Genomic DNA, 12,673 nt, shown 5'->3' with positions numbered 1-12,673 from the left:
GAGCGTTGTTCCGCCGAAGAAGGTGATTCCCTCATCCGACTGGCCAAGCGCGTGAAGGATGTGACTGATCAAGTGGTCGCGCCGCACCTGCTCTTCGGCGACTCCGAAGTCGGCGGCGGTGCGCGCCGGCTCCGCTGGATCAAGCACCGGGAACCTGCCCGGCGATTTCCAGGGCGACACGCAGCGCGGCAGGGTGATGGTTGTCCGCCGCCAGTTGCCTCGTCAGGGACCAGTCAGCGCGTCCGGCGAGCGCACGGATCGCCTCATGGGCGTCCTGCTGAGTGATGCCCCCGAGGGTCGGCCGGTGCGCGAGGTCCAAAATGGTCTGCTCGATGGTTGTCAGCCACCCTTCGCCAAGTTCGGTGCTGGTTCTCTCGACATCGAGTGCCGCTACCGCACGGGTGACGAACACAATCTTTCCTCGATCGGTGTGGAGGGGCGGCCGTTGCTTGGGTACAGCGACAACCGCCGTGGCGAGTGCTCGCGGGATGGCGCCGTGGATTCGCGCGGCGCTCAAGCCCATCAGGGCTACCGGATCAACGCCGTAGTCCGCTTGACCGATACCCAGTGCGGCGGCGAGGTCCGGTGACCAGGTGTGGTCGCCGAGGCGGTGTTGCGGGACGAGTGCGTAGTACCCCGTCGCGATCCGGCGCACAGCGCCTGCTTTCGCGAGCCTCGCGACTTCAGCACGCGGGTGTGCGTAGTAGATGGCCGAGTGGACGGCTGCCCCAGACAAAGCGAAGCCCCGCCCGTGGCTCACGGGCGGGGCTTCGCTGTCAGTACGGGATTACGCGGCGGCCTTCTTGGAGCTCTGGAAGGTCAGGAACGCCGCGACGCCGGACACGATGGCCGCGAGCAGGCCGACGATCAGGCCGAAGCCCGCGCCGGAGGAGAAGTCGCCGCCTGCGAGGCTGCCCAGGCCGCCGTCGTCGGGCAGGGTCAGCCAGCGGATCAGGATGATCACCGTGGCGCCCGCGGCGAAGCCCAGCCACAGGCTCGCCTTGTTGGGGACGGCGGTGCCCAGGTGCGGCAGCAGGATGATGACCGCGGCGGCGACCAGGAGCAGAACGGCGCCCCAGCCGCCGATGCCCACGGTCCACGCGCTGGCGCTGCCGCTGGTGCCGCCGATGCCGAGGTCGCCACCGTCCCAGGAGAAGGAGTACCAGGGGAAGAAGCTGATCAGGAACGCGAGCGCGCCCGCGCCGATGCCCGCCCACTCGATCGGGGTGACCTGCTTTGCGTCGAAATTAGCCATCGGATCGCGGCCCTTCTTGATCTGAACACTGTGGATTCCGCTATGAAATCGCCGGCCCGGTCGGGACCGTGACGGCCACGCCGGAGGCGAAGGAAAGTATGGTCCGATCGAGACGTGCCCGAAATAACGGGAACGTTCCAAGATCTAACAAGTTCTCCCAGGTCGTCACTGTGCGGGCATAACCGGTGGCGGTGCGTTCCGAACGAAATCCGGTCGCGTCGGCGTGGCCTGAACGTTCACCATTTTGGGCATGTATGCCATTCGCCCCGCCCGGCCCGCCGACTTGCCCGCGGTCGTCGCGCTGGTAGTCCGTTTGCAGGCCGACCCGACCCACCACGTCGGCTATCACGGGGTGACCGAGGCACAGGTCGCCGAGGAGCTGACCGCGTTCGCGCCCGACTGGGCCTCCGGCGCGGTCCTCGCCGTCGACGGCGACGACCGGCCGTGCGGGGTCCTCAGCGTCGACGCCGACCCGGTGGTCGGGCGCGGCTGGCTGCACGGGCCGTTCGTCGACATCCCCGCCGACCATCCGGCCGCCCGCCAGTGCTGGCACAACGCGGCCGACGAACTGCTGGAGCACGCCATGGCCGTGTCGCGCCTGGCAGGCATCGGCGATTTGGAGCTCTACGGGCACCGTCTCAACCGCAGACTCGGTGACTTCGCCGCCCGCCACGGCTTCACCACCCGCGGCACCAGTCGGGTGTTCACCCTGACCGGCTCCGCGCTCCGCTCGGCTCTCATCTCCGCGGTCGACGACGCTGACACCGCGCGACCGCTCGGCGCCGACGAGGAAATCCGACGGCGGGTGATCGACCTGCACGAACGGTGTTTTCCCAACCGGTCGATCACCGGCGGCCAACTGGTCGACGGCGCCCGCGGCCACACCGTCGTCGTCGCGACCGGCGCGACCGGCCTGCTCGGCTACGCCGCCGGGTTCGTCCAGCAGGAGGAGCTCTACGTCGACTATGTCGCCGTCGACCCCGAGATGCGCGCGGCGGGAACCGGCCGTGGCCTGGTCCGCGCGTTGCTCCGTAAGCTCGCAGCCGAGCATGGTGTCCGCCCCCAGGCCGCCGCGGTGATCTCCCTGGGCAACGACGCCTCGGAGCGGATGTTCACCGCGCTCGGTTTTGACCTCCATTTGGAACTCGTCGGCTATCGACTGACTCGATAGGGTGATCGACGGCCAAGATCACTTGACGGCGAGGAGCGTCCACATGCGCGAGACCGGGCTCAACCGACGCAGGTTTCTCGCGGTGGGAGCCGCGACCGCCGTAGTCGCCTTCGACCCCTTGGGCGTCGGGTGGCTCACCGAGGCCGACGCCAGTCCGAATGGCATCCCCGTGCCCCGCCTCGACGGCGAGTTGGTCACCGACGATGCCGCGCTCGCCGAGGCCGCGGAGGACTACGGGCAGATCGTGCACGAGCGTCCGCGCGCGGTGCTGCGGCCGGGTTCGGTGAACGACATCGCGAAGGTCATCACCTTCGCCGCCGCCCACGACCTCACTGTCGCCATGCGCGGGCAGGGCCACGCCGTGCACGGCCAGGCGCAGGCGGGCGCGGGCGTGGTGATCGACTCCCGCACGATGGCCCGCGTCCACTCGGTGTCGGCGGACCGCGCGGTGGTCGACGCGGGTGTCGTCTGGTCCGACCTGATCAAGCGGACCCTCGCGAGTGGACTGACCCCGCCGGTCGCCACCGACTACCTCGGCCTGTCCGTCGGCGGGACGCTGTCGGTGGGCGGCATCGGCGGCGCCAGCTCGCACCACGGCTTGCTGGTCGACAACGTCATCGCGCTGGAGGCCGTCACCGGCACCGGCGAGGTCATGTCCTGCTCCAAGACCAAGAACCGGGAACTGTTCGACGCCGTGCTCGGCGGCCTCGGCCAATACGCGGTCATAGTCCGGGCGACGGTCCGGCTGATCCCCGCCCAGACCACGGCGCGCGTCTACAACCTCACCTACGACGACCTGCCGTCCCTGCTCGCCGCGCAGCGGACCGCGCTCGCCGACGGCCGCTTCTCCTACCTGGAAGGTCAGGTCGTCCCGGTCGAGGGAGGCTGGGACTACCTGCTCGAGGGCGTCGCCTACTTCACCGCCCCGAACAACCCCGACGACGCCGCGATGCTCGCCGGGCTGCCCGCGCCGAAGTCGACCGAGATCGCCGAGATGGCCTACTTCGACTGGCTGGACCGCATCACCGCGCTGGTCGACCAGTTGCGCCCGCTGAAGTTCCCCAACCCGTGGATCAACCTCTTCCTCCCGGACGCGGCTACCGACGCCTACGTCGCCGACCTGGTCTCCCGGCTGAACCCGGCCGACGTCGGCGGCCCGATCCTGCTCTACCCCGTGCCGCGCGCCAGGCTCACCACGCCCATGGTCGCGCTCCCCGATAGCCCCACGGTGTTCCTGTTCGCGATGCTGCGCGTGGTCGCCCCACCCAACGACGACACGGTCCGCAGGCTGCTCGCCGACAACCGCGCCGCCTACGACGCCGCCCTCGCGGTCGGTGGGAAGCAGTACCCGGTCAGCGCGATCCCGGTCCGCCCCGGCGACTGGCGCGCGCACTACGGCGACCGATATTCGGTGGCCCTTCGCGCGAAAGCACGCTTCGATCCGCACGGCGTGCTGACACCCGGCCAGCACGTCTTCCCCTGATCAGGAGGCCGCGTTGCTCTCGCTCGCGCTGACCGACGACACCGAACTGCACGTCCTCGAACCGTGGCAGGCCTCGGAGTTCTTCGAGCACATCGACTCCGCCCGCGAGTACCTGTCCGTCTGGCTGCCCTGGGTCGACCGGATCGTCGACGCCGAGTCCGCGGGCGCGTGGCTGCAGAACTACGCCGATCGGCAGGCGGCGGGCGAGGGGCGGATCTTCGGCATCCGGGTCGGCGGCAAGCTGCTCGGCGGCGCGCTGTTCCGCACCTTCGACCAGCGGTTCGGCAACTGCGAGGTCGGGGTCTGGCTGGCGCCCGAGGCGGTCGGGCGGGGGCTGGTCACCCGTGCGGTCCGGTTGATGATCGAGTGGGCGGTCGAGGAGCGCGGCATGGCCCGGGTGGAGTGGCAGGCGGCGGCGGGCAACACGCGCAGCTTGGCCACCGCCGAGCGGATCGGCTTCACCCGCGAGGGTGTGCTCCGCCAGATGTTCCCGCACCGGGGCGCCCGCCACGACGTCGAGGTGTGGTCGATCCTGGCCGACGAGTGGCGCTCACTTCGCCACGGGAACCGCGCTGTCGTCGGGATCGTCGAGGGTGGCGGGGACGACGGAGCCGCGGTGGCGAAGGGCTAGCAGACCGCCGACGATCAGCGTCACGGCCACGCCCAGCGGCGTGTACCAGGGGAACGCCAGGGCCACGGAGTCGCCCGCGGCCTTGGCGAAGTCCACGCCGAGGAACTCGCCGGTCTTCTTGCTGAACTTCAGCCCGAGGATCACGAACGCCATCACCGCGACCGTGGTCAGGAACGCGACGATCGCATCGGTCTGCCGCGCCTTGCGCACCAGCAGGCCCAACAGGAACGCGCCCAACAGCGCGCCGTAGGTGTAGCCGGTGATGGCGAGCGCGGTCTCGACGATCGGGTTCTTCGTGGTGGTGAACATCGACGCGAACACGATCAGCGCGCCCGCCCAGACCACCGTCCACATCCGGCCCTGCTTGAGCGACTCCGCCTCCGTGAGGGGCCTGCGCACGAAGCGCTGGTAGACGTCGGTGACGGTGGACGACGCCAGCGCCCCGAGCGACGAACTCAGCGCCGCCGCCAGGATGCCCGCGATCACGAAGCCGGACAGCCCACTGGGCAACTCGTTGACGATGAACGACGCGAACAGTTCGTCATTGGTCGCCAGCCCGAGGTCCTTCACCGGGTCGAGTCCTTTGTAGAACGACCACAGCATGGTGCCGATCAGCAGGAACAGTCCGAACTGCAGGAACACCACGACCCCGCTGGCCATCAGCGCCTTCTGGCTCGCCCTGAGGTCGTTGCACGCCATCAGCCGCTGAACGATCAGCTGGTCCGCGCCGTGCGAGGCCATCGACAGCACCGCGCCGCCGAGCACCGCGGTGACGAAGGCGTAGTTGTTGCTCAGCGGCGCGCTCGTGAAGTCGAGCAGTTGCGTCTTGCCCGCGTCCACCGCCGCGCCGAGCCAGCCCGCGGGCAGCCGGTTCGCCAGCACGACGATCACCGCGACACCGCCCAGGACGTACCAGAGCATCTGGATCGCGTCGACCCACACGACGGCCCGCACGCCGCCGAAGAACGTGTAGACGACCATCGCGACGCCCAGGACCGCCACGATCTGCCAGTACGCGGCGTTCACGCCGTACGCGGCCAGCACGATCTTGATCGGGATCGCGGTGGCGAACAGGCGGACGCCGTCGGCGAGCAGCCGGGTGAACAGGAACGTCACCGAGGCGGTGCCCTGCATCCCGCCGCCGAACCGTTTGCCGAGGAAGTTGTAGGCGGTGGTCATGTTGCCCGCGACATAGCGGGGGAGCAGCACGAACGACACCACGATCCGGCCGATCACGTAGCCGATCGCGAGTTGGAGATAGGTGAACGCGCCCAGGTAGGCCACGGTCGGGACGCTCAGCACGGTCAGCGTCGAGGTCTCCGCCGAGACCACCGACAGGCAGGCCACCCACCAGGAGATCTTGCCCTCGCCGACGAAGTAGTCGCTGCCCGATCGCTGCCGTCCGGCGATCCAGATGCCCAACAGGGGCATCCCCACCAGGAAGACCACGATGATCGCCAGGTCAAGTGCGCGCACTGGGGCCTCCAAGGGGTTGGGGGACGACGATCCGCAGTCGGCTGGGGGTGCCGCCGACCGGGTCGGGCAGACGCAGGGGTTCCGCGCCAGGGGTGATGCTGCCGAGCAGTCGCGGCCCCGCCGCGCCGGTGGCCGGGTCGACCGCGATGCCGCTCCAGGTCAGGAACCCCAGGAGCGCGGCGAGATAGGCCTCCTTGGCGTCCACCGGCAGGCCGAGTTCGTCGGTGGTGGACACGGGGACAGGATCGAGAGCGGTGCGCAAAGCGGAGAGCAGCGCTCTGTTGTGGACGCCCCCGCCGGAGGCGACCACCTTCTTCACGTCGTGACTTCGGCAGGCGGCGGCGACCGTCGTGGCGGTCAGCGTGACGAGGGTCGCGAGCAGATCGGCGTCGGCGACCGGTGGGACGCGGGTCAGCGCTTCGGTGAGGTAGGCGGCGCTGAACAGCTCCTTGCCGGTCGACTTGGGAGGCGGCGCCGCGTAATAGGGGTCGGCCAGCAGGATGCCCAGGAGGTCTTCACGAACAGTGCCCTGACTCGCGAGTGCGCCGTCGATGTCGTGGGCGGTGCCGAGGCGGGCTTGGGCGGCGGCGTCGAGGAGGGCGTTGCCCGGTCCGGTATCGAAAGCAAGGGCGGGGGCGTCCGGGGTCAGCACGGTGATGTTGGCGATCCCGCCGAGATTGAGCGCTGCCGTCGGTGTGTCCGGCTCGGACAGCAGCAGCCGGTCGAGGATCAGCGCCAGCGGCGCGCCGTGCCCGCCCGCGGCGACATCGCGGACGCGTAAGTCTGCGACCACCGGCAGCCCGGTCGCCTCCGCGATCCACGCGGGCTGTCCTAGCTGGAGCGTGCCCAGGCAGCGCCCGGCGTCGACCCAGTGGAACAGCGTCTGTCCGAGTGAGGCGACCAGGTCGGCGCCCTTGGCCCCGACACCGGCCACGGCCGCCGCGAACGCCTGCCCGACAGCGGTGTCGAGCTTGCACAGTGTCTCGGCGGAACAGTCCCCAGGCGGCAGCGCTGCCGTAAGCGCGGCGCGCAGGTCGGCCGGGTAGGGGATTTGGGCATGCCGGACCGGGACGAGATCGATCGTGTCCCCGCGGACGGTGAGATCGGCGACGGCCACGTCGACACCGTCCATCGAAGTACCGGAGATCACCCCGACGACGCGGTACCAACCCATTGCTCTTGGTCTATTGCACCCGTCCGTTCGGCGCAAGAGGGGACTTTTTCCCGGTGGTCGGTGCGCCCGCCTGCCGGGATGCGAGGATGGCCGGGTGTCACAGACCCTGATCGTCATCCTCATCGTCGCCGCTGTCGTTCTGGTCGCCGCCCTGGTCACCGGGGTGGTGCTGGCCAAGCGCAGGCGCATCAGCCTGGCCGAGGCGAAGCGTGAGGTCGAGAAGCCCAAGGGCGGCGGCTACCAGGCGGGCGGCGGCATCAGCCTGGCCCAGGGCGGCCCGAAGGCGGCCGCGCCGCCGCACCCGGTCGAGGACCGCACCGAGGTCGACGGCCAGCCCGGCGTCGGCGACGACGCCTCGGTGCCGCGCGACTCGCCCCGGCGCGGGATCGTCGACGTGACGCTGCCCGACGACCAGCTCATCGACGACGAGCTGACCGAGATGGCCGCCGACCAGAACCTGGCCGACAGCATCCCGGTCCAGGGCCACGCACCGACCGACAGCATCCCCACCCAGGCCGGACCGACCGACATCGTGCCGCCGCCGGTCATCCCCGAGCAGCCCATCGGCCCGCACGCGCCCGAGATGGACGAGATCGCGCCGACCACGGGCAGGCTCGAACGGCTGCGCGGGCGGCTCTCGCGCTCCCGGTCCGCCTTCGGTCAGGGCCTGCTCGGCCTGCTCGGCGCAGGCGACCTCGATGAGGACTCCTGGACCGAGGTCGAGGACACCCTGCTGCTCGCCGACCTTGGCGCGGCCACCACGCAGGAGATCGTCGACCGGCTGCGCACCGAACTGGTCGCACGCGCCGTGCGCACCCCGGAGGCCGCTCGCGCGGTGCTCCGCGAGGTCCTGATCGACGCGCTGCACCCGGACATGGACCGCGCCGTCCGCGCGCTGCCGCACGGTGAGGGCGAGAACAAGCAACCCGCCGTCGCGCTCGTCGTCGGGGTCAACGGCACCGGCAAGACCACGACCACCGGCAAGCTCGCGCGCGTCCTGGTCGCCGACGGCCGCACGGTCGTCCTCGCCGCCGCCGACACCTTCCGGGCCGCCGCCGCCGACCAGTTGCAGACCTGGGCCGACCGGGTGGGCGCGGAGGTCGTGCGCGGCAAGGAAGGCGCCGACCCGGCCGCGGTCGCGTTCGACGCGGTCAAGCGCGGGATCGCGACCGGCGTCGACACCGTCCTGATCGACACCGCGGGCCGCCTGCACACCAAGACCGGCCTGATGGACGAGCTGGGCAAGGTCAAGCGGGTCGTGGAGAAGCAGGCCGAGGTCGACGAGGTGCTGCTGGTCCTCGACGCCACCACCGGGCAGAACGGGCTGACCCAGGCCCGGGTGTTCGGCGAGGTCGTCGACGTCACCGGGATCGTGCTGACCAAGCTCGACGGCACCGCGAAGGGTGGCATCGTCTTCCAGGTGCAGCGTGAGCTGGGCGTTCCCGTGAAGCTGGTCGGCCTCGGCGAGGGCGCCGACGACCTGGCCCCCTTCGACCCGGCGGCGTTTGTCGACGCGCTGCTCGGCTGAGCTGTCCGAACCGCGTGACGGGGGCCACTATGGTCCCCATGGTCGACATCAAGCTGCTTGGCGAGCCGGTCGAGCGCGACGCGGACATCCTGACGCCCGACGCCCTGGCTTTCGTCGCGGGTTTGCACCACGCCTTCGCCGACCGGCGCGACGAACTGCTGCGGGCCAGGGTGCTCAAGCGGGAGCGGGCGTCGCGGGAGGGCAAGCTCGACTTCCTGCCTGAGACCCGTGAGATCCGTGAGTCGGACTGGCGGGTCGCGCCCGCGCCGCCCGCGCTGACCGACCGGCGGGTCGAGATCACCGGGCCGACCGACGCCAAGATGGCGATCAACGCGCTCAACTCCGGCGCGCGCGTCTGGCTGGCCGACCTGGAGGACGCCAACACCCCCCACTGGCGCAACGTCGTGTCCGGCCAGGTCAGCCTGCTCGACGCCGCGCGCGGGCGGCTGGAGTTCACCTCGCCCGAGGGCAAGCACTACGCGGTGACGGCGGAGCGCCCGGCGACGATCGTCGTGCGCCCACGCGGGTGGCACCTCGACGAGAAGCACGTGCTGTTTGACGGCCGCCGCGCGATCGGGGCTCTGGTGGACTTCGGTCTGCACTTCTTCCACAACGCGCGAGTGGCCGGGCCCTACTACTACCTGCCCAAGATGGAGAGCCACCTTGAGGCACGGCTGTGGAACGACGTGTTCACCCACGCCGAGCGCGAACTCGGCATCGCCCATGGCTCGGTGCGCGCAACCGTCCTGATCGAGACCATCCCGGCCGCCTTCGAGATGGACGAGATCCTCTACGAACTGCGCGAGCACGCCTCCGGCCTCAACGCGGGCCGGTGGGACTACCTGTTCAGCCTGATCAAGTACTTCCGCGACGCGGGCCCGGAGTTCGTCCTGCCCGACCGCGACGCCGTCACCATGACCGCGCCGTTCATGCGCGCGTACACCGAACTGCTCGTGCGCACGTGTCACCGGCGCGGCGCTTTCGCGATGGGCGGGATGGCGGCGTTCATCCCGAACCGGCGTGACCCCGACGTCACCGCGCGGGCGCTGGAGAAGGTGCGCGAGGACAAGGGGCGGGAGGCGGGCGACGGCTTCGACGGCTCATGGGTGGCCCACCCCGATCTGGTCCCGGTGTGCCGTGAGGTGTTCGACGCGGCGCTGGGCGACCGCCCCAACCAGCTTGACCGGCTCCGCGAGGACGTGTCGGTGAGCGCGGCGGACCTTCTCGCGGTGTCCGCGACGCCCGGCCGGGCGACGATGGCCGGACTGCGGTCGGCGATCGACATCGGTGTCCGCTACCTGGAGTCCTGGCTGGCGGGCACCGGGGCGGCGGCGATCCACAACCTGATGGAGGACGCGGCGACCGCCGAGATCTCCCGGTCGCTGGTGTGGCAGTGGGTGCGCAACAAGGTCGTGCTCGACACCGGCGACCAGGTGAGCGCCGACCTGGTGTGGGCGATCCTCGCCGAGCAGCCGCTGACCGCCGCGGTCGAGCTGTTCGCCGACGTGGCCCTGGCACCGGAGTACGTCGACTTCCTCACCGTTCCCGCCTACGAGCGGATCTGACATGCGCACCATCGACGGTTCGTTCCTCGCCGTGCTCACCCACCGGCTGTCCGAAGTGGACCGTGAGCGGTCCCGGCGGTATCCCGGAGACCAGGGCGGGCGCCAGCCGGTGCACACCTGCTACGTCCCGGCGGACAAGATCACCGACGACCTGCCCGCCCGGTGGGGCGCTCAGGCGCTCGCCGCTTTCGACGAGCACCTACCCGACCCGGCCGCCGTCGCGGCGATCATCGGGGTGCCCGCCGCACTCGCCGCGACCGTGTACGAGCGCGTCCGCGCCAAGCTCGAACGCGAACCGGTGGAGGACCTGCGCGTCGACTTCGAGGACGGCTACGGAAACCGCGACGACGAGACCGAGGACGGTGACGCGGCCAAAGCGGCGACGCTGATGGGCGCGTGGGGCCTGGCCGGGGTCGGCATCCGGATGAAGTCGTTCGACACCGCCGAGTTGACCCACCGGGCGGTCCACACCCTCGACGTCGTGCTGACCGACCTGGGCACGCCGCCGCCGGGGTTCGTCATCACCTTCCCGAAGGTCACCGGCCCGGAGCAGGTCACGGCGCTCGTCGAGCTGCTGGAGCTGTGCGAGCAGCGGCTCGAATGGCCGGAGGGATCGCTGCGGTTCGAGATCCAGATCGAGACCACCCAGGCCGTGATCGACCACAAAGGACGGTTCGCCGTCCCCCGGCTGATCGACGCGGGCGCGGGCCGGGTCTCGGGCCTGCACTTCGGCACCTACGACTACACCGCCGCCTGCGGCCTCAGCGCCGCCGACCAGCACCTCGCCCACCCCGCCTGCGACTTTGCCCGCAACGCCATGCAGGTAGGGGCCTCGGGAACGGGCGTCCGCCTGTCCGACGGCTCCTCCAACGTCCTGCCGGTCGGCGACAACGTCCGCCACGGCTGGCTGACGCACTACAAGCTGGTCCGCAGATCGCTCTCGCGCGGTTTCTTCCAGGGCTGGGACCTGCACCCGGCGCAACTGGTCTCCCGCTACTGCGCGGTGTTCACCCACCACCTGGAAACCGCGGAAGGCGACGGCGCCCGCCTGGCGGCCTACATGTCCCGCACCACCGGCTCAATCCTCGACGAACCCGCCACCGCGGCCGCCTTGGCGACCTCGCTGACCAGGGCAATCGACTGCGGCGCACTGACCGAGGCGGAGGTGACCGGCTACAGCGGGCTCACCCCGGATTCCCTGACAGCGCTGTCCCGTCGCCATTGACCGACCCGTGTCATCGGCTTTCACGAGCCTCGAATCCCGTTGCCAGGTCCGGCGAACTCGGCGTTTCGCGACAGACGCGCGGACTCGGTCCCATTCGGTCGTCTCGTCTACTTTGATCGCGGCGGTAACGAGCCCCCGCGAGGAGATCAGCTCGCGCAGTCGATCAGCATCCGGGCGATCTCTACGAGGATCAGGACGGTGATGTCGATGAGGTTGGCGCAGCCTGACCGCCCGCTGCCCTGTCGGTGCGCTGATTGCGAACCCATCCGGCGGGATCGTCACCCCACTGGGGGCCAGGGTCTTCGATCGATCCGAGCGCCTGCTCAAGGGTCTCTGCTCGCTGGAGATCGCCGAGGGCTTGACGGACCGCCCGTTCGATGAACTCGTTGCGCTGACGGGCGCCGACCCGTTTGTCGAGTTCCTCGATGACACCGTCATCGATGCTTATGTGCAGTCGCATGGCTCACAGCATGTCTCAAGGCTGCGGCTAGATCATGCCGAGCCGCCTGTCCCGCTCGGCCGGGGTCTGTCGTGGACAGCTGACGCACTTGTCCGCGCCCGGCGTCTGGTAAACAAGGCAACACGACGCCCTCCGCACCACGGTGCGGCCGCCGACCTCCACGAACCGCGGCACCGGCAGCTCCGGCCCGACCGCCCGCGCCAGCGCGACCGCGTCCGCCGGTCGCCCGCTCGCCCACAGCACCCGGTTCGCCAACGAGTCCGTCGTGATCGCCCACAGCGCCCGCTCCGACGCCCCGGTCGATCCCGCCAGGGAATCCACGGACGCCGCGATGACCTCCCGCAACCGCGGCCCCGGATCCCGGCACAAAGCCGACGCGGTCGCCGAGAGCACGCGCCCGTCCGGCTCCACCATCAGCGTCACCGAAGCGGGATCCGCCGACGACTCCACGACCGGCCCCAGCAGGACCAGGCTGGCGGAGTACCACCACAGCACTCCCAGCACCGCCTCGTCGCGGGTCCGGTATCGCCGCGACGCCAGTGCGATCTGCGCGGAGAGCCACCCGGCGTCTTGGATGAGCGAGATCGGGGCAGCGTCCACAGCGGATCACGTTACCGACACGATTCGGTAGTCGATCGAATACAGCCCGTAGAGGAAACTTGTCCGTAACACGACCAGGCCGACAGTTCACGTGGGCGAAACGTC

General features: G+C 70.2%; 12 protein-coding genes. 6 read left to right on the top strand and 6 right to left on the bottom strand.

What is annotated here, in order from left to right:
- Positions 1-139: 139 nt before the first annotated feature.
- A complete protein-coding gene (locus tag GPZ80_RS32980) occupies positions 140-655 on the bottom strand; it encodes a type IV toxin-antitoxin system AbiEi family antitoxin domain-containing protein (RefSeq protein ID WP_312880593.1) in 516 nt (171 codons plus the stop codon).
- Between the two features lie 132 nt (positions 656-787).
- The gene (locus GPZ80_RS26625) at positions 788-1,255 is read right to left on the bottom strand and encodes a hypothetical protein (RefSeq protein WP_187223828.1); all 468 of its coding nucleotides are present in this window, start codon (positions 1,253-1,255) and stop codon (positions 788-790) included.
- Positions 1,256-1,505: 250 nt separating this feature from the next.
- Here GPZ80_RS26625 and GPZ80_RS26620 point away from each other — a divergent pair, with 250 nt between their 5' ends.
- From GPZ80_RS26620 to GPZ80_RS26610, 3 genes are read left to right on the top strand one after another with little or no spacing between them, the layout of a single operon-like run.
- Positions 1,506-2,426 (top strand): GNAT family N-acetyltransferase, encoded by a 921-nt coding sequence (locus GPZ80_RS26620; RefSeq protein WP_187223827.1) that lies wholly within the window; start codon positions 1,506-1,508, stop codon positions 2,424-2,426.
- Between the two features lie 43 nt (positions 2,427-2,469).
- Positions 2,470-3,909: an FAD-binding protein gene (locus GPZ80_RS26615; protein WP_187223826.1), complete on the top strand. Its 1,440-nt coding sequence runs from the start codon at positions 2,470-2,472 to the stop codon at positions 3,907-3,909.
- 13 nt (positions 3,910-3,922) lie between these two features.
- Complete coding sequence (locus GPZ80_RS26610; RefSeq protein WP_187223825.1) at positions 3,923-4,540, top strand: GNAT family N-acetyltransferase; 618 nt, start codon at positions 3,923-3,925, stop codon at positions 4,538-4,540.
- Here GPZ80_RS26610 and GPZ80_RS26605 read toward each other — a convergent pair.
- Both GPZ80_RS26605 and GPZ80_RS26600 read right to left on the bottom strand, forming a co-directional pair.
- Entirely contained in the window at positions 4,460-6,016 is a 1,557-nt protein-coding gene (locus GPZ80_RS26605; RefSeq protein ID WP_187223824.1) for a sodium:solute symporter, read from the bottom strand. The two genes, GPZ80_RS26610 and GPZ80_RS26605, sit on opposite strands and share 81 nt — an antisense overlap.
- The gene (locus GPZ80_RS26600; protein WP_187223823.1) at positions 6,003-7,190 is read right to left on the bottom strand and encodes an anhydro-N-acetylmuramic acid kinase; all 1,188 of its coding nucleotides are present in this window, start codon (positions 7,188-7,190) and stop codon (positions 6,003-6,005) included. The genes GPZ80_RS26605 and GPZ80_RS26600 overlap by 14 nt, the downstream gene beginning before the upstream one ends.
- A 94-nt stretch (positions 7,191-7,284) precedes the next feature.
- On the opposite strand from GPZ80_RS26600, the gene ftsY reads away from it, so the two are divergent.
- Genes ftsY through GPZ80_RS26585 form a run of 3 tightly spaced genes read left to right on the top strand, consistent with a single transcriptional unit; the run spans position 7,285 to position 11,508 of the window.
- Positions 7,285-8,718, top strand: a complete 1,434-nt coding sequence (ftsY, locus tag GPZ80_RS26595; protein ID WP_187223822.1) for a signal recognition particle-docking protein FtsY — start codon at positions 7,285-7,287, stop codon at positions 8,716-8,718.
- A gap of 38 nt (positions 8,719-8,756) precedes the next feature.
- The gene (gene aceB / locus GPZ80_RS26590; RefSeq protein ID WP_187223821.1) at positions 8,757-10,283 is read left to right on the top strand and encodes a malate synthase A; all 1,527 of its coding nucleotides are present in this window, start codon (positions 8,757-8,759) and stop codon (positions 10,281-10,283) included.
- A gap of 1 nt (position 10,284) precedes the next feature.
- Entirely contained in the window at positions 10,285-11,508 is a 1,224-nt protein-coding gene (locus GPZ80_RS26585; protein WP_187223820.1) for a DUF6986 family protein, read from the top strand.
- 190 nt (positions 11,509-11,698) lie between these two features.
- Here the strand turns inward: GPZ80_RS26585 and GPZ80_RS26580 are convergent, their stop codons facing one another.
- The gene (locus GPZ80_RS26580; RefSeq protein ID WP_187223819.1) at positions 11,699-11,968 is read right to left on the bottom strand and encodes a hypothetical protein; all 270 of its coding nucleotides are present in this window, start codon (positions 11,966-11,968) and stop codon (positions 11,699-11,701) included.
- Between the two features lie 27 nt (positions 11,969-11,995).
- On the bottom strand, positions 11,996-12,568 hold the full coding sequence (locus GPZ80_RS26575) for a (2Fe-2S)-binding protein (protein WP_187223818.1): 573 nt from the start codon (positions 12,566-12,568) through the stop codon (positions 11,996-11,998).
- Positions 12,569-12,673 lie beyond the last annotated feature (105 nt).

Origin of the sequence: Actinokineospora xionganensis, from assembly GCF_014323725.1 — a bacterium.
Classification (GTDB): domain Bacteria; phylum Actinomycetota; class Actinomycetes; order Mycobacteriales; family Pseudonocardiaceae; genus Actinokineospora; species Actinokineospora xionganensis.
The sequence above is the reverse complement of the archived record's forward strand: the minus strand, read 5'-3'. Positions and strand labels throughout refer to the sequence as shown.

Bases quoted from the DNA above. Each gene is read 5' to 3' on its own strand.
- GPZ80_RS26625 (WP_187223828.1), bottom strand. From the start codon at position 1,255: ATGGCTAATTTCGACGCAAAGCAGGTCACCCCGATCGAGTGGGCGGGC.
- GPZ80_RS26620 (WP_187223827.1), top strand. From the start codon at position 1,506: ATGTATGCCATTCGCCCCGCCCGGCCCGCCGACTTGCCCGCGGTCGTC.
- GPZ80_RS26615 (WP_187223826.1), top strand. From the start codon at position 2,470: ATGCGCGAGACCGGGCTCAACCGACGCAGGTTTCTCGCGGTGGGAGCC.
- GPZ80_RS26600 (WP_187223823.1), bottom strand. From the start codon at position 7,190: ATGGGTTGGTACCGCGTCGTCGGGGTGATCTCCGGTACTTCGATGGAC.
- aceB (WP_187223821.1), top strand. From the start codon at position 8,757: ATGGTCGACATCAAGCTGCTTGGCGAGCCGGTCGAGCGCGACGCGGAC.
- GPZ80_RS26585 (WP_187223820.1), top strand. From the start codon at position 10,285: ATGCGCACCATCGACGGTTCGTTCCTCGCCGTGCTCACCCACCGGCTG.
- GPZ80_RS26580 (WP_187223819.1), bottom strand. From the start codon at position 11,968: ATGCGACTGCACATAAGCATCGATGACGGTGTCATCGAGGAACTCGAC.